General features: G+C 62.1%; 26 protein-coding genes. 21 read left to right on the top strand and 5 right to left on the bottom strand.

The genetic code is table 11. From position 1 onward, the window contains the following. Window positions 1-18 precede the first annotated feature (18 nt). The 17 genes from CKO25_RS11780 to CKO25_RS11700 all read left to right on the top strand — a co-directional run bounded on the left by CKO25_RS11780 (window position 19) and on the right by CKO25_RS11700 (window position 15007). Window positions 19-294, top strand: coding sequence for an OadG family transporter subunit (locus CKO25_RS11780; RefSeq protein ID WP_338115115.1), 276 nt, complete (start codon window positions 19-21; stop codon window positions 292-294). 120 nt (window positions 295-414) lie between these two features. Beyond that, on the top strand, window positions 415-2214 hold the full coding sequence (gene oadA, locus CKO25_RS11775; RefSeq protein ID WP_200388120.1) for a sodium-extruding oxaloacetate decarboxylase subunit alpha: 1800 nt from the start codon (window positions 415-417) through the stop codon (window positions 2212-2214). A 3-nt stretch (window positions 2215-2217) separates the two neighbouring features. Further along, window positions 2218-3351, top strand: a complete 1134-nt coding sequence (locus CKO25_RS11770) for a sodium ion-translocating decarboxylase subunit beta (RefSeq protein WP_200388119.1) — start codon at window positions 2218-2220, stop codon at window positions 3349-3351. A 96-nt stretch (window positions 3352-3447) separates the two neighbouring features. Continuing rightward, window positions 3448-4206: a YceD family protein gene (locus CKO25_RS11765; protein ID WP_200388118.1), complete on the top strand. Its 759-nt coding sequence runs from the start codon at window positions 3448-3450 to the stop codon at window positions 4204-4206. Window positions 4207-4375: 169 nt separating this feature from the next. Continuing rightward, the gene (gene rpmF, locus CKO25_RS11760) at window positions 4376-4552 is read left to right on the top strand and encodes a 50S ribosomal protein L32 (protein WP_200388117.1); all 177 of its coding nucleotides are present in this window, start codon (window positions 4376-4378) and stop codon (window positions 4550-4552) included. 74 nt (window positions 4553-4626) lie between these two features. Then, complete coding sequence (plsX, locus tag CKO25_RS11755; RefSeq protein WP_200388116.1) at window positions 4627-5655, top strand: phosphate acyltransferase PlsX; 1029 nt, start codon at window positions 4627-4629, stop codon at window positions 5653-5655. After that, a complete protein-coding gene (locus CKO25_RS11750; protein WP_200388115.1) occupies window positions 5655-6611 on the top strand; it encodes a beta-ketoacyl-ACP synthase III in 957 nt (318 codons plus the stop codon). Before plsX ends, CKO25_RS11750 begins: the two co-directional genes overlap by 1 nt. An 11-nt stretch (window positions 6612-6622) precedes the next feature. After that, a complete protein-coding gene (gene fabD, locus CKO25_RS11745) occupies window positions 6623-7573 on the top strand; it encodes an ACP S-malonyltransferase (protein ID WP_200388114.1) in 951 nt (316 codons plus the stop codon). Then, window positions 7560-8300, top strand: a complete 741-nt coding sequence (fabG, locus tag CKO25_RS11740) for a 3-oxoacyl-ACP reductase FabG (RefSeq protein WP_200388113.1) — start codon at window positions 7560-7562, stop codon at window positions 8298-8300. Before fabD ends, fabG begins: the two co-directional genes overlap by 14 nt. Before the next feature lie 153 nt (window positions 8301-8453). After that, a complete protein-coding gene (gene acpP / locus CKO25_RS11735; RefSeq protein WP_005223711.1) occupies window positions 8454-8690 on the top strand; it encodes an acyl carrier protein in 237 nt (78 codons plus the stop codon). Window positions 8691-8807: 117 nt separating this feature from the next. Continuing rightward, window positions 8808-10046, top strand: a complete 1239-nt coding sequence (fabF, locus tag CKO25_RS11730) for a beta-ketoacyl-ACP synthase II (protein ID WP_200388112.1) — start codon at window positions 8808-8810, stop codon at window positions 10044-10046. 16 nt (window positions 10047-10062) lie between these two features. After that, complete coding sequence (pabC, locus tag CKO25_RS11725; protein ID WP_242467575.1) at window positions 10063-10956, top strand: aminodeoxychorismate lyase; 894 nt, start codon at window positions 10063-10065, stop codon at window positions 10954-10956. Further along, window positions 10953-11954: an endolytic transglycosylase MltG gene (mltG, locus tag CKO25_RS11720; protein ID WP_200388111.1), complete on the top strand. Its 1002-nt coding sequence runs from the start codon at window positions 10953-10955 to the stop codon at window positions 11952-11954. The genes pabC and mltG overlap by 4 nt, the downstream gene beginning before the upstream one ends. Beyond that, entirely contained in the window at window positions 11951-12625 is a 675-nt protein-coding gene (gene tmk, locus CKO25_RS11715) for a dTMP kinase (RefSeq protein WP_200388110.1), read from the top strand. The genes mltG and tmk overlap by 4 nt, the downstream gene beginning before the upstream one ends. Then, window positions 12622-13647 (top strand): DNA polymerase III delta subunit-related protein, encoded by a 1026-nt coding sequence (locus tag CKO25_RS11710; protein ID WP_200388109.1) that lies wholly within the window; start codon window positions 12622-12624, stop codon window positions 13645-13647. The genes tmk and CKO25_RS11710 overlap by 4 nt, the downstream gene beginning before the upstream one ends. Window positions 13648-13757: 110 nt before the next feature. Further along, window positions 13758-14138 (top strand): PilZ domain-containing protein, encoded by a 381-nt coding sequence (locus CKO25_RS11705; protein WP_200388108.1) that lies wholly within the window; start codon window positions 13758-13760, stop codon window positions 14136-14138. Between the two features lie 8 nt (window positions 14139-14146). Next, on the top strand, window positions 14147-15007 hold the full coding sequence (locus CKO25_RS11700; RefSeq protein WP_200388107.1) for a TatD family hydrolase: 861 nt from the start codon (window positions 14147-14149) through the stop codon (window positions 15005-15007). 183 nt (window positions 15008-15190) lie between these two features. Here CKO25_RS11700 and CKO25_RS11695 read toward each other — a convergent pair whose 3' ends face one another. Together CKO25_RS11695 and CKO25_RS11690 are read right to left on the bottom strand one after the other, a co-directional pair. Next, entirely contained in the window at window positions 15191-15715 is a 525-nt protein-coding gene (locus CKO25_RS11695; protein ID WP_200388106.1) for a GNAT family N-acetyltransferase, read from the bottom strand. Further along, entirely contained in the window at window positions 15715-15999 is a 285-nt protein-coding gene (locus CKO25_RS11690) for a hypothetical protein (protein ID WP_200388105.1), read from the bottom strand. Before CKO25_RS11690 ends, CKO25_RS11695 begins: the two co-directional genes overlap by 1 nt. Window positions 16000-16137: 138 nt before the next feature. Here CKO25_RS11690 and CKO25_RS11685 point away from each other — a divergent pair, with 138 nt between their 5' ends. Beyond that, window positions 16138-16452 (top strand): zinc ribbon domain-containing protein, encoded by a 315-nt coding sequence (locus CKO25_RS11685; protein WP_242467574.1) that lies wholly within the window; start codon window positions 16138-16140, stop codon window positions 16450-16452. A 38-nt stretch (window positions 16453-16490) separates the two neighbouring features. Here CKO25_RS11685 and pap read toward each other — a convergent pair whose 3' ends face one another. Next, window positions 16491-18044 carry a polyphosphate:AMP phosphotransferase gene (gene pap / locus CKO25_RS11680; RefSeq protein WP_200388104.1) on the bottom strand — a complete coding sequence of 518 codons (1554 nt, stop codon included), beginning with the start codon at window positions 18042-18044 and terminating at the stop codon, window positions 16491-16493. 206 nt (window positions 18045-18250) lie between these two features. Here pap and phoU point away from each other — a divergent pair, with 206 nt between their 5' ends. From phoU to CKO25_RS11665, 3 genes are all read left to right on the top strand, one after another. Continuing rightward, window positions 18251-18955, top strand: coding sequence for a phosphate signaling complex protein PhoU (gene phoU, locus CKO25_RS11675; protein WP_200388103.1), 705 nt, complete (start codon window positions 18251-18253; stop codon window positions 18953-18955). A gap of 184 nt (window positions 18956-19139) precedes the next feature. Next, on the top strand, window positions 19140-19625 hold the full coding sequence (locus tag CKO25_RS11670; RefSeq protein WP_242467573.1) for an NfeD family protein: 486 nt from the start codon (window positions 19140-19142) through the stop codon (window positions 19623-19625). 111 nt (window positions 19626-19736) lie between these two features. Beyond that, on the top strand, window positions 19737-20699 hold the full coding sequence (locus tag CKO25_RS11665; protein ID WP_200388102.1) for an SPFH domain-containing protein: 963 nt from the start codon (window positions 19737-19739) through the stop codon (window positions 20697-20699). A gap of 169 nt (window positions 20700-20868) precedes the next feature. On the opposite strand, the gene CKO25_RS11660 is transcribed toward CKO25_RS11665, so the two are convergent. Further along, complete coding sequence (locus CKO25_RS11660) at window positions 20869-22413, bottom strand: undecaprenyl-phosphate glucose phosphotransferase (protein WP_242467572.1); 1545 nt, start codon at window positions 22411-22413, stop codon at window positions 20869-20871. 181 nt (window positions 22414-22594) lie between these two features. Next, the gene (locus tag CKO25_RS11655; protein ID WP_200388100.1) at window positions 22595-22966 is read right to left on the bottom strand and encodes an Hpt domain-containing protein; all 372 of its coding nucleotides are present in this window, start codon (window positions 22964-22966) and stop codon (window positions 22595-22597) included. Window positions 22967-23103: the final 137 nt, after the last annotated feature.

Raw genomic sequence — 23103 nt, 5'->3', positions numbered from 1 at the left:
ACAGCGAGGGCTCGGGTGGTGGATACACCAGTTGGCGATCTCCTTCTCGACGGACTCTGGCTGATGGGAATTGGCCTGGGGGTCGTGTTCTCCTTTCTGCTGATTCTGGTCGCAATCCTGGTCCTGATGTCACGGGCCGTGGCGCGTTGGGGACCCGCCGAGCCGCTCGCGCAGTCGCTGACCGCAACGGCTCCAGTGCCGGGTGCGGATCCAGTGCCGGGCGCGGGTCATGCGCGGGTCATCGCGGCGATCACGGCTGCCATTCATGCGTACCGCCGTCGCCATGCGGCATGATCCGCCACGCCAGCCGATGCGATCGCAGGTGGCCCTGTGGCGTATCGCGGAATTCGGGTGCCGCCCCCCAGTTCCGACTCCTTGCGCTCTGTTGATCGCCAACCACGAAGCGAGCTCCGTATGAAGCAATCCAATCCGCTTGCCATCACGGATGTCGTCCTACGCGACGCCCATCAATCCCTGCTTGCGACGCGACTGCGTATCGAAGACATGCTCCCGATCGCCCCGCAACTGGACGAGGTGGGCTATTGGTCGGTGGAGACCTGGGGTGGGGCGACCTTCGATGCCTGTATCCGTTACCTCGGCGAGGATCCCTGGGAGCGTTTGCGGCGCATCAAGGCGGTCATGCCCAAAACACGCCAACAGATGCTGTTACGCGGTCAAAACCTCCTCGGCTACCGTCACTATGCCGACGATGTGGTTGAGGCCTTTGTCGAGCGCGCGGCGATCAACGGCATCGATGTCTTCCGCATTTTCGACGCCATGAATGACGTGCGCAATCTGCAGACGTCGATCAAGGCGACCTTGGCGACCGGCAAGCATGCCCAGGGCACCATGTCCTACACGGTCAGTCCGGTCCATGATCTCGAATACTGGGTTGAGATGGGGCAGCGGCTCGAGGACATGGGCTGCCACTCCATCTGCATCAAGGATATGGCCGGCCTGCTCAAGCCCTATGTCGCCGAGGCGTTGGTGACACGGCTGAAGGAGGTGTGCCACATCCCCATTGCGATACACAGCCATGCAACGACCGGCATGAGCACCTGCACCATCCTCAAGGCGGTGGAGGCCGGGGTCGATATGGTCGATACCGCGATTTCCTCCATGAGCATGACCTACGGCCACTCGCCGACCGAGTCAGTTGTGGCCATCCTCGCTGACACCGAGCGCGCGACCGGCCTCGACATCCGTCGACTCGAGGAGATCGCGGCCTATTTTCGGGATGTCCGCAAAAAGTACGCGACATTCGAAGGCGCGCTGAAGGGCGTGGATTCGCGCATCCTGGTCGCACAAGTCCCGGGTGGCATGCTGACCAATATGGAGAATCAGTTACGGGAACAGGGCGCGACCGATCGACTCGACGCCGTATTGGACGAGATCCCGAAGGTGCGCGAGGAGCTTGGTTTCATTCCGCTGGTGACCCCGACCTCGCAGATCGTCGGCAGCCAAGCGGTGCTCAATGTGCTGATGGGGGAGCGCTATAAAACCATCACCAATGAAACAGCCGGTGTCCTCAAGGGAGAGTATGGTACCACCCCAGCGCCAGTGAACGAGGCCTTGCGCCAACGCGTCCTGGCCGCGGGTGAGCGTCCCATCGACTGTCGTCCCGCGGATCGGCTCGCACCCGAACTCGAGACACTGACCGCGGAGTTGACGCGCCTCGCCGCTGAGCGTTCCTTGCGTCTGGCCACGGATCGCATCGATGATGTCCTCACTTTTGCGCTGTTTCCGCAAGTCGGACTGAAGTTTCTGGAACATCGCGATCACCCGGAGGCATTCGAGCCGGCGCCTTGGTTGGAAGCCGCCGCGCCGCCGTCCATCGCACCGGCTCAGCCATTGCAGCCCATGGGGGAGGTGGCGCCGGCACCGAGCGAGGCTGAGCGTTACCGTGTTGAGGTCGATGGCCAGGCCTTCCAGGTCGTGGTCGCGCCCGACGGTGGCGTTGAGCAGGTGGTGGCCGCGCCGGCCTTGACCCTGAATCCGGTCGGACGAACCATTCCCGCGCCCTTGGCCGGGACGGTCCTGGCCGTAAAGGTTAAAGAAGGGCAGCAGATCGTAGCGGGTGAGGTCGTACTGTTGCTCGAGGCGATGAAGATGGAAACCGAGGTGCGCGCGCCGGAGGGGGGGGCGGTGCTCGGCATCGCCGTGCGCGAAGGCGAGAGTCTGCAGGTCGGCCAGACCTTGATCACCCTGGGTTGACCGATGGAGTCCGCCCTCACCCTTTGGCAATCGACTGGCATCGCCAACCTCACATGGCGTGAGTTGTTGATGCTGCTAGTCGGCTGCGGTCTCATCTATCTGGCCATCGCCAAACGCTTCGAGCCGTTGTTGCTGCTGCCGATCGGCTTCGGGGCGATCTTGTGCAATATCCCCCTGGCGGGAATCGGTGGCCCGGACGGGATGCTCGGGATGATTTACGCGGTTGGGATCGAAACCGGCATCTTCCCCTTGCTGATCTTCCTGGGAGTTGGCGCCCTGACCGACTTCAGTGCGCTGATCGCGCGTCCGAGCACCCTGGTCCTGGGCGCGGCGGCCCAGTTTGGGATCTTCGCGACACTCCTCGGCGCGCTCGCGCTGAATCTGGTTCCAGGCTTCGACTTCAGCCTCTCCGATGCGGCCGCGATTGCCATCATTGGCGGCGCGGATGGCCCGACCGCGATCTTCCTCGCGTCTCGTCTGGCTCCTGATCTCCTCGGGGCGATTGCCGTGGCCGCCTATTCCTACATGGCCCTGGTACCCATTATCCAGCCCCCCATCATGCGTGCCCTCACGACCAAGGCCGAGCGGGGGATCGTGATGGAGCAACTCCGTCCGGTTTCACGTCTCGAGCGGATCCTCTTCCCGCTGATGCTGCTCCTGCTGTGCGCCATGTTGCTCCCCGCCGCGGCGCCCTTGATCGGGATGCTGACGCTCGGCAATCTGCTGCGCGAGAGTGGGGTGGTCGATCGACTCAGCCGCTCGGCTCAGAATGAGATCATCAATGTCGTGACCATTCTGCTCGGGCTTGCGATCGGATCCAAACTATCCGGTGAACTCTTTCTCACCACCCAGACCCTCGGCATCCTGATCCTGGGTGCCTTTGCCTTCGCGATTGGAACGGGAGCGGGTGTGCTGATGGGCAAGATCATGTCACGCTTGACTGGCCGCAAGGTCAATCCGCTCATCGGCGCGGCAGGGGTTTCGGCCGTGCCGATGGCCGCACGGGTCGTGAATAAAGTCGGCCTGGAAGAAAATCATCACAACTTTCTCCTGATGCACGCCATGGGGCCCAATGTCGCCGGGGTGATTGGTTCAGCGGTTGCCGCGGGGGTTTTGATCGCACTCGTGACCCCGTGATTGGGCGGGCGCGGTGATCGAGACGAGTGAGCGAGGGTCACGGATGAGGACCAAGCAGCGGTTGGTGGTGCGTTTTGGTTGACGTCAAGAGACCGAATGCGCTACTTTTGCGCGCTTATGTCGGGGCCACATCACGCTCAATTGGATCCATGGCGAGCTTGTCGCCGCGCCTACACCCTGGTCGGCACGCTGACCTTGAGTGAGATGCCGCGACTGGCGGCGAGTGTCGTGGACCTCGGGAGGTGGCTGGGTGACGGCGCAACAGTTGACGGGGGAACGGATCCATCGTCCCGGGATCACCAGGGTCCGCCCTTGATCGGCGACCAGTCCGTTGGGTCATCGACGGGGGGATTGGACTGCTCGGCTGAGTGGATCCCGAGTGACGAGGAGCGAGGCGCTGATGAGAGCGTCGGTCCCGATGAGCAGGCATTCGCAACTGCCGCTAGGGTCGCCTGTTACGAACTGCGCTTCGCTCGCGATGCGCGGGCGCGCGCGACGGTTACGGGCTGCGTGCGTGCCGTTCTGCGGTTGCGCTGTCAGCGTTGCCTCGGTGTCGTCGAGTACGCCGTTGCGGCGCCGATTGCGATTGCGCTGATTCGCAGCGATGAGGAAGCGCGCGAGCTGCCAGCGGAGCTCGATCCGCACCTTGTGATCGAGGATCAGATGAATCCGCTCGAACTCGTCGAGGACGAATTGCTCCTCGCGATCCCGACGGTTCCGCGTCACGCCGATGGTGCGTGCGACGCAGCCGCGGTTGCCGTGCCGGACCCGGTGGCGGTGCGGGAGCGGGCCGAGGAGGATCGGCCGCGACCGTTCGCCGCGCTGGCCGCGTTGAAGAACCGATCGGAGCCATGACTCGGCGAATGGATGCTTGATGCAATCCGCTCAGGCGACATGCGGCCTGACCCCAATGGGCAGTGAACAAAACCTGGAACAGGCTGAGTTGCCCCGACGACAACAAACCGAATCACGATTGCCCGCGTATCCGTTCTCTCAACGGCCGCGCTAGACCAGGAGACTTAAAATGGCCGTTCAGCAAAATCGTAAGACCCCGTCCAAGCGTGGCATGCGCCGCTCGCACGATGCCCTGTCCAAACCGACCCTGTCGGTCGATCCGACCAGCGGTGAGGTGCATCGCCGTCATCATGTGACCGCGGATGGGTACTACCGGGGTCGCAAGGTCCTGGACCGCTCTGAGTGACCACCCGCGGTTCCTTGGAACCCCTCGCGTTGGCGACGCGACAGCGACCTGAGATCACGGCCTTGAGTTCCAGCGTGCCCGGAAACACAACCATCGCGCTTGATGCAATGGGTGGTGATCACGGTCCCGCGGTCGTGGTCCCGGCAGCATTGCGCTTCCTCGCCAATACGCCGGCGGTGGATCTGATTCTCGTCGGTGACGAGGACAAGATCCGTGCCTCGCTCGGCGGCCCCGTGCCGCCGCGGGTTCGCATTCGCGCGACCTCCCAGGAGGTTGGGATGGATGAGTCCCCGTCGAAGGCGCTGCGTGGTAAGAAGGACTCATCCATGCGCGTCGCCATCGATCTGGTCAAGGATGGCGCGGCGCACGCTTGCGTGAGCGCGGGAAACACCGGTGCACTCATGGCAACGGCGCGGTTCGTGCTGAAAACGCTTCCGCGTGTCGATCGCCCGGCGATCATGACCGCCGTGCCGTCCTTGCACGGCCACACGCACATGCTCGACCTGGGTGCCAATGTCGATTGCACCGCGGAACATCTTGTTCAGTTTGCCGTGATGGGCAGCGAATTGGTCACGGCGGTTGAAGGAAAGGCCGCACCGCGCGTTGCCCTCCTCAATATCGGACAGGAAGAGATCAAGGGTAACGAGCAGGTCAAGCTCGCGCATCAGCGTCTCGCCGTCAGTCGCCTGAATTACATCGGCTATGTCGAGGGCGATGACATCTTTCTCGGCGACGTCGATGTGGTCGTGGCCGATGGGTTCGTCGGCAACGTTGCGCTCAAATGCAGCGAGGGCGTCGCGAAGTTCATCGGCTCGTCCCTCAAGGCCCAGTTCCGGCGCACCTGGTGGTCTCGCCTGGCAGGGTTGGGCGCTCTGCCGATTCTCAATCAGTTTCGTCAGACCATCGATCCGCGTCGCTACAATGGAGCCAGCCTCCTGGGGCTGCGCGGCATCGTCATCAAAAGCCACGGCGGCGCTGATGAAGTCGCCTTTGAGAACGCGATCCGGATTGCGCGGAAAGAGATTCGTGCCGACATTCCCCGTCGGATCGGCGAGCAGGTCGGACAGCAACTCGACAGCGCACACTATAAGGCGACCGCTTGATGACTTATTCGCGCATCCTGGGTACGGGCAGCTTTCTCCCGGCTCGGACGATGACGAACGCCGATCTCGAGTCGCTTGTCGACACGACGGCGACCTGGATTCTCGAGCGAACCGGGATCGAGAAACGTCATCTCGTCTCCGATGGTGAAACCTGCTGTGACCTGGCCGAGGCCGCTGCCCGTAATGCCCTCGACGCTGCCGGGCTGGCGCCGACCGACCTCGATCTCATCATTGTTGCGACCACGACGCCCGATCAATTCTTCCCCAGTACCGCCTGTTTGCTGCAGCAACGTCTCGGCGTGCGTGGCTGCGCCGCCTTCGATCTGCAAGCGGTTTGCACCGGGTTCGTTTATGCCCTTGGGGTTGCCGATCAGTTCATCCGCACCGGTTCGGCTCAGCGGGCACTCGTCGTCGGCGCGGAAACCCTCTCGCGGATCACCGATTGGACCGATCGCGGAACCTGTGTCCTGTTCGGGGATGGTGCGGGCGCCGTGGTCCTGGAGGCGGCGACAGAGCCTGGAATCATCTCGACCCATCTGCATGCCGATGGCGCCTATAAGGACCTGCTCCAGGTTCCGGGCGGACTCGGCAATGGACATCCCGAGTTGCAGTTCATGCAGATGAAAGGCAATGAAGTCTTCCGGGTTGCCGTCACGACCCTGGGTCGCATCGTGGATGAAACGCTCGAGGCAAATGGCTTGAGCAAATCCGACATCGACTGGCTGATTCCGCACCAGGCCAATATTCGCATCATTCAAGCCACCGCACGTAAGCTCGACCTGCCCATGGAGCGTGTGGTGGTGACGGTGGCCGATCACGGGAATACCTCGGCGGCATCGATCCCGCTCGCCTTCGATCGCGCGGTGCGTGATGGGCGGATCCGTCGCGGCGAGCTGCTGCTGATGGAAGCCTTTGGAGGTGGTTTTACCTGGGGATCGGTTTTGGTTCGTTACTGAGCGATGGGACGATGACAGAAGCGATTGCAGTTTTTTTTCCCGGCCAAGGTTCACAATCCGTTGGCATGCTCGATGCCCTGGCCGAGTCCTACCCGAGCGTCAAGGCGACCTTTGCGGAGGCATCAGAAGCCTGCGGGATCGATGTGTGGCGGCTGGCGAGCGCAGGGCCAAAGGCGGAACTAGACGCGACCACGAACACCCAACCCGTGATGTTGGCCGCCGATGTCGCGATCTGGCGTGTCTGGCGCGCGGCCGGCGGTCCCGAACCGGTCGTCATGGCGGGCCATAGTCTCGGAGAGTACAGTGCGCTGGTTGCGTCCGGGGCCGTCTCGTTCGCCGATGGCGTTCGCCTTGCTGCTGAGCGCGCGCGCTACATGCAGGATGCCGTTCCACCGGGAGCGGGCGCGATGGCCGCGGTGCTCGGTCTTGAGGATGAGGCGGTGATTGCACTCTGCCAAGCACAGGCGGGGGGTGAGGTGCTCGAGGCGGTGAATTTCAATGCGCCCGGTCAGGTCGTCATCGCCGGGGCCGCGACTGCGGTGCAACGTGCGATTGGGGCGGCAAAATCCGTCGGTGCGAAACGCGCCATCATCTTGCCCGTCAGCGTCCCCTCGCATTGCACGCTGATGCAGCCAGCAGCCGAGCGCTTGGCCGAGCGTCTGGAGGGCATCAGGTTACGCCTGCCCCAGGTGCCACTCCTTCACAATGCGAGCGTCAGCAGCGCGCAGGATGAGGCGGAACTGCGTCAGTTGCTGGTGCGACAACTGGTTGAGCCGGTCCGTTGGGTGGCGACCATCAAGGCGGTGGCGGCTGCCGGCGTTTCATTCGCGATCGAATGCGGCCCGGGTCAGGTTTTGACTGGCCTGAATAAACGAATCCACGATCAACTCACGACACTGCCGATCAACGATCCCGCCTCGTTGGAGTCGGCATTGGAGGCACTCCATCATGCTCAAGGGTGATATCGCGCTCGTCACCGGCGCATCACGCGGGATTGGGCGATCCATTGCCCTGTCATTGGCCGAGCAGGGTGCGCTCGTGGCCGGCACAGCGACATCGCAGGCAGGTGCTCAGGCGATCGAGCAGGCCTTGAATGAGGCCGGTCATTCGGGTCTGGGCGTGGTCCTTGATGTGGCCGACGCCGCATCGGTCCAAGCCGCCGTCGAGCAGGTGACTGCGCGGCTCGGGGCCCCGAGCATCCTGGTCAATAATGCAGGCATCACACGCGACAATCTTCTGATGCGCATGAAAGACGAGGAGTGGGACGCGGTCATCGAAACCAATCTCAGTTCCCTCTACCGGGTCTCGAAGGCCTGTCTGCGCGCCATGACCAAGGCACGCTATGGACGGATCATCAATATCGCCTCCGTGGTGGGCGTGATGGGCAATGCAGGGCAGACCAATTATGCGGCGGCGAAGGCCGGGATGATGGGATTCACTAAGGCCTTGGCACGGGAGGTCGGTTCGCGTTCCATCACCGTGAACTGTGTCGCGCCCGGATTCATCGACACCGACATGACCCGGGCATTACCCGATGCCCAGCGCGAGGCTCTGATCAAGAACATCCCCCTAGCACGGCTCGGGGATCCAGACGACATCGCGAGTGCCGTGGTCTTCCTGGCCTCTGCGGCCGCAGCCTACATCACGGGTGAGACCTTGCATGTGAACGGAGGAATGCACATGGCATGAACGGTCGAGCTTCGGGATGATTAGATGTTTTAAATCAGACGCTTGAATTTTTAATACCTATGGCGAGCGCGGCTTTCATCGGCCGTGAATTGTCTCTAGAATACGGCTTGGTCCAGCGAGGGCCAACTTTATTTACCCGGAGGAATCAGTCCCATGAGCAGCGTTGAAGATCGAGTCCGCAAAATCGTTGTCGAGCAACTCGGCGTCAAAGAGGAAGAAGTGACCGCAGAGGCGTCTTTCGTCGACGATCTGGGCGCTGACTCGCTGGATACGGTGGAGTTGGTCATGGCCCTCGAGGAAGAGTTCGAAACGGAGATTCCGGACGAAGACGCGGAAAAGATCACGACGGTTCAGCAGGCCATCAACTACATCAACGAGCATCAAGCCTAGCGGCATGTCTCTGGCACTCTGCATGGGTGCTCCGAGATGACAACGCCGTCGGCCGCGCTTGGATGACGGCGCGACGGCTCGCTTCGATGGTCGGGTTTCGAACGATAGGGGTCACCAATGTCAGGCAGAAGGGTAGTGGTCACCGGGTTGGGGCTGGTCGCTCCGGTCGGGTTGGACGTCAAATCATCCTGGGACAACATTCTAGCCGGCAGAAGCGGAATCAAGCGGATTACCCACTTTGACGTCGAGCCCTTCAGTACACGTTTCGGAGGGCCCATCTACGGCTTTGAGATCGGCGAGTACATCTCCGAAAAAGAAGCGAAGAAGATGGATAAGTTTATCCATTACGGGCTAGCCGCTGGCTGTCAGGCGATCGAGGATGCTGGTCTCGAAATTGACGACTCCAATCGTCGGCGCATCGGTGTCGCGATTGGCTCGGGCATCGGCGGGATTACGGGTATTGAAAACAACTACGAGGCGTATCGATCCAAAGGACCGCGCCGCATCTCACCCTTTTTCGTCCCGGCCAATATCATTAACATGGTGGCTGGGAATCTCTCGATCAAGTTCGGTTTGAAGGGACCCAACTACTCCATCGTCTCTGCCTGCAGTACCGCGACCCACAACATTGGCGAGGCCGCGATCATGATCCGACACGGCTATGTCGATGTGATGATCGCGGGCGGAGCGGAGATGGCGACTTCACCCGTTGGCCTCGGTGGTTTCGCCGCGGCCCGCGCCCTCTCGACCCGCAACGATGCCCCCGAGGCGGCGAGCCGCCCCTTTGACCGAGATCGCGATGGCTTCGTGCTGAGCGACGGTGCCGGGGTCGTCGTGCTTGAGGAGTACGAGCGTGCGAAGGCGCGTGGCGCCACCATCTATGCCGAGTTGATCGGCGTCGGGATGAATTCCGATGCCTATCACATGACCGCCCCGTCGGAAAATGGCGAGGGGGCCTGCGACTGCATGTTGCTCGCACTGGCCGACGCCAAGCTCGATCCGGCAGCGGTTCATTACATCAATGCGCATGGCACCTCCACTCCCGCGGGTGACGTAGCCGAAACGATGGCGATCAAACGCGCCTTCGGTGAGCGTGCGTATCAGATTCCAGTGAGTTCCACCAAGTCGATGACGGGTCACATGCTGGGCGCGGCGGGCGGCGCCGAGGCCATCTTCACGATCCTCGCCGTTCGTGATCAGGTTGCCCCGCCCACCATCAACTACGAGACGCCTGATCCCGACTGTGACCTCGATTATGTGCCGAACACAGCGCGTCCGATGCGAATCGATGTTGCCTTGACCAACTCCTTCGGGTTTGGTGGAACCAACGGAACGCTGGCTTTCCGACGCCTGTAAGGCGCCCCGGCAACCCTTGCCTCGGTCATTGCCGCCCTGGCCCGGCGCGCCGGGATGCGAGGCGGCATCCACGGTTCGCGCTCTGTTCAATGGTGAACCGGGCGAGTCCATCCCCTTGATGGATCGCGGTTTGGCGTATGGCGATGGGCTGTTCGAGACGATTCTGATCCGCGAGGGGCAGCCCTGTCATTGGGGCCGCCATCTGCGACGTTTGAACTTGGGCACGTCGCGGCTGGCAATGCCGCCCCCCGCGGAGCACATCCTCCGCACGGAGGCGACCTTGCTCTGTGAGGGGATGCGCTGGGGCATTCTCAAACTCATCCTCACTCGTGGTTGTGGAGGGCGCGGTTATGGCCCCCCGGTTCCGTCGCGGCCGAACCGGATCCTCATGGCCTCGGCCATCAGCCGCGCCGAGGTGGAGCCGGCTGACTCTGGTGTCATGGTGCGTTGGTGCGAGACCCCGGCATCGTTCAATCCACGGCTCGCCGGGCTCAAACATCTCAATCGTTTGGATGCCGTGTTGGCGCGAAGCGAATGGGACGATCCCGAGATCGCCGAAGGCCTGATGTGTGACCCCATGGGAGGGGTGGTGGGGGGGACCATGACCAATCTCTTCCTCTGGGATGGCCGCGCCCTGACGACTCCCACCATCACTGCGGCTGGGATTGCCGGCACGGTGCGGGCACTCGTGATCGAGCGGGCTAGGGCGCGAGGCCTGGACTGTCTCGAGCGCGGATTGACCGTGGCGGATGTCGCGGCGGCTGTTGGTCTCTTCTTAACGAATGCCCGAATCGGCGCCTGGCCGGTCGCGCGACTGGGGTCGCGCCGGTTCGACCTCGAACGGCTGCCGCTGGATCTGATCGCAGAGATCCGCGAGCTGGCCCAACAGCCTGGGTGGGATGATCCATGATCAAACGGTTGTTGTTCGTTGTTTTCTTCATCCTGATTCTGTTGGGTTCCTCACTGTGGCTCGACTACGCGACATTTCGCGACGAGCCGGTGATGCTGCCCGAGCCCTCCATGATCTTCGAGATCCCTCGTGGAACCTCGTTGCGCACAGTGGCGCGTCGGCTGAGCGAGGAGGGGATTCTGAAACACCCCTATTACTTCATCGCCTTGGCCTACGAACGTGGAGAGCAATCCCGGATCAAGGCCGGCGAATTCGAGTTGGTCGCCGGGATGACGCCGGCAGATGTCCTCGCTCGGATCACCTCGGGTCAGGTCGTCCAGTATGGGGTGACCCTAGTGGAAGGATGGACCTTCCGTCAGGCACTCGCGGCGATCGAGGAGCAACCGCGTTTTGTCGGGTCGCTCGTCGATCGCTCCGATGCGGATTTGATGGCCGAACTGGGACACCCGGGTGAACACCCCGAGGGCCGTCTCTTTCCCGACACCTATGTCTTTCCGCGCCAGACCCCACGATTTCAGGTATTGCGGCGAGCCTTTGAGCGCATGGAGCAGGTCCTAGCGGAGGAATGGGCAGGGCGACAGGATGATCTGCCGATCAAGACGCCCTATGAGGCCTTGATTCTGGCGTCTATCATCGAGAAAGAGACCGGCGCCCCGCATGAGCGCGCCGAGATCGCCGGCGTGTTCGTCCGACGCCTGCGACAGGGGATGCGCCTGCAGACCGATCCGACCGTGATCTACGGTATGGGAGATCGCTACGAGGGTCGCATCAGGCGTGCTGATTTGCGCGAGGCAACGCCCTATAATACTTATGTTATCAGTGGCTTGCCTCCAACACCGATCGCCTTGCCGGGACGCGCGGCCATTCATGCCGCGCTCAACCCGGAGGACGGAACGACCCTGTATTTCGTCTCGCGCGGTGACGGAACCCACGTCTTCTCCGAGACGCTCGCGGAGCATAATCGCGCCGTGCGTCGCTATATCCTGGGGCAAGAATGAGCAGGCGTCGCCTCCCAGGACAGGCCGATCGGCCCGGCTATCTGATCACCCTCGAAGGGGTCGAGGGGGCGGGTAAGTCCACGCAGCTTGCTGGTCTGGCACGCTTCCTCGAATCCCAGTCGGTTCCCGTCATCACGACCCGCGAGCCAGGTGGCTCGCCCATCGCGGAGCGGATCCGTGCCCTGCTGCTCGATCCCGCCAACACGGGGATGGATGAGACGGCAGAACTGCTGCTGATGTTCGCCGCCCGGGCCGAGCATCTCGCCAAGCGCATTCGCCCTGCCTTGGCGTCGGGGGCTTGGGTGCTCTGTGACCGCTTCACCGACGCCACCTATGCCTATCAAGGCGGGGGGCGGGGCATCGATCTGGGGCGCATTGGTCAGCTTGAGACACTGGTGCAGGGGGCGCTTCGGCCCGACCTGGTGCTGCTGTTGGATCTTCCCGTGGAGATCGGACTTGCGCGGGCCCGCGGTCGTGCGGCGGCGGATCGATTCGAGGCCGAGACGCTTGGCTTCTTTACCGCGGTGCGGGACGGCTATCGCGCACGCGCTCAGGCCGACCCAGCCCGTTATCGGGTGGTCGATGCGTCGCATCCGCCCGCGGTCGTCGGTGAGGCCTTGCGGGGCCACATCGCTGATTTGCTCGTGGCCGCGCCCGGAGAGAGCCGATGACGAGCGATGGCTGCGAGGGTCTGCCTCGCGATCGCGCCTTGCCCTGGATGACCGCGCAGTGGCAACGCCTGCTGGCTAGCCGCCAGGCTGGGCGACTGGCCCATGGACTCCTGGTCAGTGGCCTGCCGGGTCTCGGCAAGCGCCATCTCGTCGACCTCTTCGCGCGCTCGCTCTTGTGTCACACCCCAACAGCAGCGGGATTCGCCTGCCAGCGCTGCCCTGACTGTGTGCTGGTCGCGGCCCACAATCACCCTGATCTGTTACGGATCGGCCCTGATTCCGAGGCCAAATCGAGCGACATTTCGATCGATACCGTGCGGGCCCTCGTTGATCGCGGGGCCTTGACGCCGAGTCGTGGCGCCTGGAAGGTCACCATCCTGGATCCGGCGGATCATCTGACCGCGGCGGCATCCAACGCCCTGCTCAAGACGCTCGAAGAGCCTCCTGGCGTCGCCTTGATCGTGCTGGTGACCGAGTATCCCAGCCGCTTACCCGCAACCATTCGCAGCCGCTGTTTGCAACTGAAAATCCCATTACCGCCCTCCGAACTGGCGCTGCAGTGGTTGGTCGAACAGGTGGAGGATGGCTCGGCGCCGCTGCGTTTGGCCCTCGCGCATGGTGCTCCGCTGCGGGCCCTGGCCTCCTTCGATGCCAACCTCTTGCAAGCACGTCGCGAGCGCCTGGACGGCTTTTTCGCGCTGCTACGTGGGACCCGCGACCCACTCGGTGAGGCGGCTGCCTGGCAGGCGCTGGGACCGCCGCTTGCGTTGGAGTGGTTAGCCGGTTGGTTCACGGATCTGCTCAGACTTAAGGCGAGCGAGTGTGCACCGCACCTCGATAATCCGGATCAACGCGCCAGCTTCGCGGCGCTCGCGCGCACCCTTGATGCCAACGCGGCGCACCGCGTACTCCAACGAACCCTGCGTGGCCGTGCGTTGGTCGAGACGCGCGTGAATCCGCAACTCACGCTGGAGGCGTTGGCGATCGCGTGCCGGGGGCTCGGCGCCGCGCCTCATGCCTAGCCCCACAATGGAGGCCGCGAGCACGACAGCGGCCAAAACAGGTCGCAACCGCGTGATGCATCCGGGGTTGATCGACGCACCCTAAGCAGATGATGGGGAGACCGCACGTCATGACCACACCGAATACAGCGAGCGCGCCAGGTGGATCCTTTGCCGGCCAACAGCGGATCCTGAGCTTCGCGATCAAAGAGAAGGCGAGCCTGTATGCTTCCTTCATGCCCTTCATCAAGAACGGTGGTCTCTTTATTCCGACGACCAAACGCTATCAACTGGGCGATGAGATCTTTCTGTTACTCCAAGTGATGGATGAGCCGGATCGGATCCCGGTGGCGGGCAAGGTCGTCTGGATCACCCCAGCCGGCGCCGAAGGCAGTCGTGCCACGGGCGTCGGGATCCAATTCAGCGATCAAGACAAGGGCATGGCACGGCGTAAGATCGAAGGCTATTTAGCTGGTTCGATGCAATCCGATCGCCCCACGCACACCCTCTAGGAGACCTCATGCTCGTTGATTCGCACTGTCATCTCGATCGGGTTGACCTCAGCCACCATGGTGGCAACTTCTCCCGCATGATGGCGGCGAGCGCCGATGCTGGGGTCGGTCACATGCTCTGTGTGTCCATCGATCTGGAGTCCTATCCGAGTATGCGCCGCCTGGTGGACCCCTATCCCCAGGTGGATGTCTCGGTCGGGGTTCATCCCAATCAGGCCGAGGGGGACGAACCAAGCGTCGCGCATCTCGTGGCGCTGGCCGATGATCCGCGTGTCGTCGCCATCGGCGAGACCGGTTTGGATTATTATCGTCGTGCCGGCAGCAGCCCGGAGGATGGCGATGAGGCGGAGGATTGGGCTTGGCAGCGTGAACGCTTTCGGTGTCACGTCCAGGCGGCGCGGCATTGTGGCAAGCCGCTGATCATCCACACGCGGGCGGCGCGCGAAGACACCGTGCGGGTGCTCAGGGAAGAGGGGGCCGATGCGGTCGGTGGTGTGCTCCACTGTTTCACGGAAACCTGGGAGATGGCCAAGGCGGGCTTGGATCTCGGCTTCTATGTCTCCTTCTCCGGCATCATCACCTTCAAGAATGCGGCTGATCTGCGCGCCGTCGCTCGCCGCGTTCCCGACGATCGTCTCCTGATCGAGACTGACTCACCCTATCTCGCACCGGTCCCGCATCGTGGGAAACCGAATGAACCGAGACGACTCACGCATGTGGCCGAGTGCCTCGCCGAGCTGCGCGGAAGGTCGGTTCCAGACCTTGCGGCCCTGACCGGCGAGAACTATCAGCGGCTGTTTCGCCGGCGTTTGTCCAGTCCTAGCGACACCAATCTCGTGGCACCCGCTCCCGGGTTGCGGTCGATGTGACCAGGGTCTGAGCCGGTTGCGGAATGCCGACCCCTACCATCGGAAGAGCAGGCAGTGTTGGCTCCAGCGGTAAGCGCCAGTCAATATTGTGAGTTTCCACCAGTGCGATCAGGCGGGCGGGTTCTTTGCCTGAAGCGTTATCAGCGGATCAGTCATGGACTCCGCATTCATCAACGATGAGCGTCACCGGTTGTCGGGGCACGGAATCGCCGACAGCGGCAGAAACATCGGTGTCGGTTCCGGTCGATCGAGCAGGACGCCCTCGACCGCAGACACCGACTCGAAACCATAGCGAAGATAGAACGTCTGTGCATCGGGCTTCGCGTCCACGACGACGCCAACACAGCCGATCTCGTCGGCCATCCGGCGGGCGAGGGTCAAGGCGAACCGCAGCAGAGTTTGGCCGATCCCGCGGCCCTGCGCGCTCTGGGCGACGGCTAGCCGTGCCAACCGCAGCGTCGGCAATGGGTAGCGCGGTAACCGACGACGGCGGTCGGCGGGGAGTGCGTCGATCTCGATTTCGGACGGTGAGACGGTGACAAAGCCGAGAATCGCATCATCCTCGACCGCGATGTAGGTGACGCCAACATGGTGGCGAAATTGGTTTTGGTCTGCAAAGCGATGGAAAAACCGGTCGAGATCCGGGTGGCCACTGCAAAACCGGTCGCGATCGTCGCCCGGCTCCAGCCGCCGAATCCCCACACTCATCAGGCGTCGCGGCTAGCGGGCTCCGGGCCCTCGCCGAAGAGCTCGCGCATGGCCCGATTGGGGGCTTCCTGAGACTCAATCCGATCCAGCAGCTGCTCGCCCGAAGCGGACGTGACTACAAGGCGAGGGGGTATGACGACCTCCTCGGGGATCTCGTTGATCGCCTGGAGATGGTGCAGGAGCGCCTGTTCGATCACGAACCCTTTCTTCAAGCCCCGGGCGCGGACGTACCGTTCGAGGCGATCACGGGTTTCGGGAGAGATGTTCGCGGAAATCTGGGTCACGTCCAGCTTGCTCGTTCTGCCGTCTACAAAACTGTAGAGAAGTCTAGCACGATACGGACGAGCGTATCGAACCCAGCGGTCCGACAGGGTGAATGCCAGGCCGCGTATCGAGTAATGTCGGCGTCGGCGGCCGGGACGATGGCAGCGCTGGGCACCCAGGTTCGGGCCAAGTCCGGCCTGAACAAAGCCATTCTCGACCAGGGTTGGTTCGAGTTCCGCCGGCAACTGGACGACAAGACTGCCTGGAGCGGTGGGCACCTGGTCGCGGTGCCCCCACAGAACACCAGCCGGACCTGTCCGTGCTGCGGGCATATCGCCAAGGAGAACCGGCAGACGCAAGCCAATGTTTTAAGGGCGGGGCACGCCCGGTTAGCCTGCGGAGAGACTTCGCTCATTGGAGCGTCGGCCCAGGAACCCGCCGAAGCGACGATTCGCAAGCTTGCTTGCGCGTAGCGCCGTAGGAATCGCCGTCCTTCAGGTCGGTGAGGATGTCAAGGCTGCTCTTGCGTTGGACGTTTGTCCCCACAGGGCAGATAGCCTGCGGTGGGTTCGGGATCGCGTTTGAGGGCGTCACGAACCCGGTCGCAGACGGTCCTCAGGACCTTCACGCGTGCGTAGGGCTTGTCGTCTCCCTCCACCAGGGTCCAGGCCGCATGCTTGGTACTGGTTCGCACCACCATCTCGTTGACCGCATCCTTGTATTGCGGCCATTTCTCGCGATTGCGCCAATCGTCATCCGTGATCTTGTACTGTTTGTAGGGCACGCTCTCGCGGTCCTTGAAACGTTTCAACTGTTCATCCTGGCTGATCTGGATCCAGAACTTCAATAGGATGACGCCGCTGTCGACCAACTGCTCCTCGAAGCGGTTGATTTCGGAGTAGGCGCGCTGCCACTCGGCATCGTTTGCGAATCCCTCAACCCGCTCAACCAGGACCCGGCCGTACCAAGAGCGATCGTAGAGCGTGATGTAGCCGGCACGCGGAATATGACGCCAGAAGCGCCAGAGATAGTGGTGTGATTTTTCCTCGTCGGTCGGAGCCGCCACCGGAATCGAGCGATAGAGCCGGGCATCAATGGCGGTGGTGATCCGCCGAATGGCGCCGCCCTTGCCGCCCGCGTCGACACCCTCGAAGACCAGGACCGTTGAGCGTTTTTGGTTGTGTGCCAGCCAGGCGAGTTCATTGATCTCGACCTGCAGCCGCTTCATCTCCGATTTGTACTCATCCTTGGCCAAGGACTGTGATAGATCCAGTTGATCCAGAAGGGTGATCTGGGCGCTGGCTCCGCTCGGAAGTTCCGGGCTGCCGGCGCTGGTCTTCACGGTGGCGATCGGTGGCTCGGCTAAGCGCGAGCGAATCGCATGCAGGAGCGTCTTGCCAACCGTCAGATCGCGATAGCGGCGGTCTTCGGCCTCGATCAGGTACCAGGGACAGCCACCACGGTCGGTTTGGCGGATGACGCGTTCGGCAACCTGCTCGAACGCGGCATATTGCTCGGAGAACTTACTCTTGTCCGGGAGCATCTTCCAGCGACTCTTGTCATCGCGCGAGAGTTCTTTCAGACGCGCCTTTTGGTCCGCCTCGGACATGTGAAACCAAAACTTGAGGATGAGTGCGCCATCCTGAATGAGCATGCGCTCGAAATCCACGATGCGGTTCAATTCACCGTCGAGTTCGGCGTCGCTGCAATGACCCTTGAAGCGATATTCGATCGGGGTCTGATACCAACCGCCGAAGAGGATGGCGATCTCACCGCGTGGCGGCATGGAGCGCCAAAATCGCCAATAGCGAGGTCGTGCGCGTTCCTCGTCCGTCTCATCCCAGAAGGCAAAGGTTTGCACTCCGCGGGTATCGAGCCACTCGTTGAGCCGGTTCACCACCTCGCCCTTGCCGGCCGCCTCGACCCCAGAGATCAGGACGATCACGGCGATGTTGGATTGCTTCAGCTCCCGTTGCACCTCAAGTAACTCGGTGCGCAACGCCTCTTGCTGTTCCTTGAAATCGTCCTTGCTGACAGAGCGTCCCACCTTCGTTGATTCGAACATGCGTCTGTGCCCTCGGTACGGCGTACGGAGTTCTGGTGATTGGTCTCGGACGAATCCAGACCGGGTTCTGGTCGTCTCTGGACTTCTGATCGACTCAGGCGAGCGAGCCAGGGGTTCGTGGTCGCCCTGGTCATGGAATCGTCAAGATCGCCGGTTACAGTGCCAGGTTGAATGAATCTACCATCATGTCAGAGGAGACGCCCTTCATGTCCATGACACAGTCGTTGGTTCAGCAACAGTGTATGACACTGAGGTCCGGCATGCTGGGACTCGGCGAGCGTGTCCGCGAAGCCCTCCAGCGTTCACTCGACGCCTTGCGCAATACCGATCTGCCATTGGCTCAGGCCATCGTCCTGGGGGATCGGGAGATCAATCGCGAGCGGCGCATGTTGGAGCAGCAAGCGCTCGTTGTCTTGGCGGCATTCCGGCCGGCCGGTTCCGATCTGCGTCTCGTGGGTGGTTCACTGGAGATGATCTCCGAGATGGAACGGATGGGTGATTATGCCGCGGACATCGCCCGTGCGCTGCTGCGTCTTGCCCCCGACCGTCTTCCCGGCGAGCCTTTGCAGCAGTGTCTCGAACTTGGCGAGGCGGCGATCGCCATGTTCGAATCCGCCCTTGATGCCTATGCCCAGGATGCGGACGCATCCGGCGCACGTCTGGTGGGGGCGGCGGATCCGGCCGTCGATCGTGCTGAGCAGGAACTGATCGGCGCGGTTCTGTCGTGGCTGCGTGACCATCCCGAACAGGCACGCGCGGGGGTGACGCTGCTGTCGATCGCCCACGGCTATGAACGGGTCGCTGATCGCGCGACCAACCTGGCCGAGCGCATCATCTATATTGCGACCGGGGAGACGCCTGACCTCGATGACGCCTCGATCGTACACGCCTCAAGCAGCGTGCAGGCTTGATCCGAGCCACCGAGCGATCGTCCCATGACGCCAGAGCAGGTTTGGGCAGGGGGGCGCTGAGGGTCGGTGCTCTGGACCATGCCGCTTAAGTCTAGACCATCGCGTCGATCAATCTTCGATCCCCTGATACAGGGGCAGGGTTCAGTGCTAGAGTTGCCAACGGTGTTGGTCGCGGATGCACAGAATGGCCGGAGCCCTCGTCATGATCGACTGGACCTTTACCCCTGCCTCGCTCTGGACGCTCGTCGGCGTCCTTTTGATCCTATCTGAACTCGCCTTGCCGGGTGTCATCGCGGTGTTCTTCGGCTTGGCCGCCTTGATTGTTGCCTTGCTCCTCTTCTTCAATCTGCCGCTCGATCCCCCGGCACAAATCCTTCTGTTCGGTGTGCTGGGTGCCGCACTCCTACTCTTGGCACGCAACCGACTCAAGCCGTGGTTTCGTGGTCAGGTTGAGACGGGCGGGGTTGGCAGCGAGGTGTTACCCGACGGGACGCGGGCGACGGCACAAGCCGACTTCGAGCGTGGGGTTGGTGTTGTCTTGCTCAATGGGGTCCGTTGGAATGCGGAGTCGAGCGATCCGATTCGCGCCGGGGATCCCGTGTGGTTGAGCGGCCGCCGTGGACTGGTGCTGCTGGTTCGGGCAACGCCGCCAACGGATTCGAAGACGTGATCACGGCTCATGGAGCCGAAAGTCTGTTGTTCACGAGGGCCGGCGTGACCCGGTCAGGCGCCCTCTCCAAAACCGTTCTTGCCCCTTTTCTTGCAAGGAGATCCCTTCCGCATGAATGAGTTGTACTTGAGTGTCAGTACCATCATCTCGCTCGTGGCACTGGCTGCCATCGTCGTGACACTGGCGAAGACCGCGCAAATCGTGCCCCAGCGGTCCGCCTTCATCGTCGAACGGCTCGGCCGGTATTCCCGAACGCTCGATGCAGGATTTCATATCCTGATTCCCTTCGTCGATAAGGTCGCCTACCGCCATACCCTGAAGGAAGAGGCGCTGGATGTTCCCAAGCAGCAGTGCATCACCAAGGATAACATCGCCGTCAGTGTCGACGGCGTGCTCTATCTCCAGGTGATCGATCCGCAATCAGCCAGCTACGGGATTTCGGATTATCGGTTCGCCTCGATGAGTCTCGCGCAGACGACGCTGCGTTCGATCATCGGCCAGATCGAACTCGACAAGACCTTCGAGGAGCGCAGTCGTCTCAATGAAGAGGTTGTCAAGGCGCTCGACGATGCCGCGCAACCCTGGGGCGTGAAGGTGTTGCGTTACGAGATCGCGGACATCGTCATGCCCAGCACCATCACCGATGCGCTCGAACAACAGATGCGTGCCGAGCGTGAGCGTCGCGCGGTGGTCGCGCGTTCCGAGGGTGAGCGTCAGGAGAAGATCAATATCTCAGAGGGTGAAAAGACCCAGATCATCAATCTCTCGGTTGCCGAGAAAGAAAAACAGATCAACGAAGCCGAGGGAAAGGCGCGTGAGATCGAGATGCTTGCCGAAGCGACGGCGATCGGGATCGAGCGCATTGCCAGTGCGATCGAGAAACCAGGCGGGCGCGATGCCGTGAGCCTGCGCATCGCCGAGCAGTACGTGCGTGAGTTCGGTCGCTTGGCGCAAAGTGGAACGACCCTCATCCTGCCCGCGGAGCTCAGCAACATCGGTGGTGCGGTGGCGGGGCTCTCGCAGACCCTGGAGCGTGTCAGCAGCGCACGGCGTGAACAGGGTGTCACGCGCTGATCACGGCGAGGGTCCGGTTGCGACCTGACGGTCATCCAGACAGCATGCGACCGGGACACGAACCGGCTTCGCGGTCGCGTCCCTGGCGATTGACAGGATGCGGACGGGGTTCCCCCGTTCGCGGCCATCAGCTGCGCATGAGGTCTCGGCCCAACCGGAGGAATGGGGTTTAGTAGGCGTTTTCGGTATTCAGGAGCGCGAACGGCGTTCTGAACATGATGTAGAGATCGAACAGGATCGACCAGTTTTCGATGTAGTAGATGTCGTATTCGACGCGCTTGTGAATTTTGTATACCGAATCGACCTCGCCGCGCCAGCCATTGACCTGCGCCCATCCGGTGATGCCAGGCTTGACCTTGTGACGGGCGAAATAGCCCTCCACCACCTGCTCCCACAGCCGATCCTCGGTATGGGCATTGATGGCGTGGGGACGGGGCCCGACGAGAGAGAGCTCGCCCGTGAGCACGTTGAACAACTGTGGCAATTCATCGATCGAGGTCTTACGAATGAAGCGACCGACTCGGGTGACCCGCGAATCACCCTTGGTCACGACCTGTTTCGCGAGTGGGTCGGCCTGATCGTGGTACATGGAGCGAAACTTCAGGACCTCGATGACTTCGTTGTTGAAGCCGTAGCGCTTTTGCCGAAAGAAGACCGGGCCGGGGCTGTCGAGGCGAATCGCGATCGCGGTGAGCAGCATCACCGGGAACAGCAGCAGCAGGGCGATGCTGGTGAAGAGCAGATCGATGCCGCGTTTGGCGATGGCATCCCAGTCGGCAAGGGGTTTTTCAACAACATCGACGAAGGGGAGTGATCCCGTGTAGGACGAGGCGCGATCGCGGAAATCCAGCGTGTCGGTATGCGCGGCCAAGCGGATATCGACCGGCAAGACCCACAGTTTTTTCAGGATCCGTAGCAGCCGATCTTCAGCATTGATGGGGATGGTGACGACGACCATGTCCACATGCGCAATGCGTGCGAACTCGATCAGATCGGAGACGCTGCCCAGCGTGGGATAGCCGGCGACCATGGTCGGAGTCCGCTCGGGTCCGCGGTCATCAAAGATTCCACAGATCCGAATCGGCGAGCCGGGCTGACGTTCGATGTTTCGTATCACCTCCTCAATGGAGGCATGACCGGCGACAACCACGGCACGGTGGCCAAGGCGTCCCGTCTCGGTCCAGTGTTTGGCGAGGAGCGCGGCGCTGGTGCGGAAGAGCAGCAACAGGAGCGTCGCGGTCCCGAACCACAGGCTCAACCAGTGGCGCGGGAGGCCGGTGCCGAAGGATCCGAGCAACTGCACGGCGGTCAAACCACCGAAAATCATCGCGAGCGCGAGGGTCACGCGCAGCAGTTGGTTCCCAAAGCTACGGATGATGGGAACTTGGTAGCAATCCGCTGCCTGGAAGGTCACGGTGACCAGCACCACGCCGACGAGGATCGTCAGCATCGCCCAGGGCGTCATGAAGACCGGCCCGGCACTGATCAGGAGACTGAGCGCCCCCGTTGCCGCAACGATGACCGCATCAAGCAGGCGCGTCGTTCCAGAGAAGAGTGACGCTGAGATTGTCGGCGTGCGTGAACGCTCCGCCACAGCGAGCGCTTGCGGTGAAAGATGATGAATCCCGGCTGCGATGTTCGGATCCTCGGCGATGTCCGGTTTCGTGGCACCAGGCTCCATCATTGCAATGCGACGGAATAATCGTGCTGACAACTCGTTCGGGTCCATAGCCATCCTGAAGTGGAGCGGCGAGGGGCGCAGCCAACGTCCAGATGGCCCGCGGCTGAAGCGGAGCGCATGGGGTTCGTTACGTCATGCTCGACCATTTTGTCTTCGATATCTGCAGGGGTCCGTCACAGAAACGCTCATCAACCAGGCAGCGCCTGTCATGACCTCATGTCGCCCCAGGGTGAGGACGTGCGATAGCGAAGAGTCGGTCGACTTCTGTTGTCACGCCAGTCATGCCGTCTTCGATCAATACTGAATCACCGAGACGTGCGGTACGCTCGAGTGTCGCCACCGCGGCGTCGAGCGCGGGGACCCCGCAGTAACGCGTTGCACCACGAATTTGGTGAGCATATTCCGCTAAACCAACCCAATCGGATTCGTGATGGCACACGGCAAGTTGTGCGAGCTCGTCGGGCAGACCATCAAGGAGCGCGCTGAACAATTCTTCGGCAAGCGCCGCATCCCCGCCTGTCTGCTCCAAGGCCAGTGCTGCATCTCGGACCGGCAAGGGGCCAGTCTGGAGGTTGGGGTCGTCCATCGGGTGCTTGCCGCCCACAAGGATGGTAATGTTCGGCGCATACTCTAATGCGGACTCGATGTCACGTCTAGGGCGTTGTGAAATAAAGACGTTGTATTTTTATCGTGACCTGGTCCAGATTCCGGCCCTTTCGGTGT

Source organism: Thiocapsa imhoffii, from assembly GCF_016583985.1.
Lineage (GTDB): Bacteria > Pseudomonadota > Gammaproteobacteria > Chromatiales > Chromatiaceae > Thiocapsa > Thiocapsa imhoffii.
The sequence above is the reverse complement of the archived record's forward strand: the minus strand, read 5'-3'. Positions and strand labels throughout refer to the sequence as shown.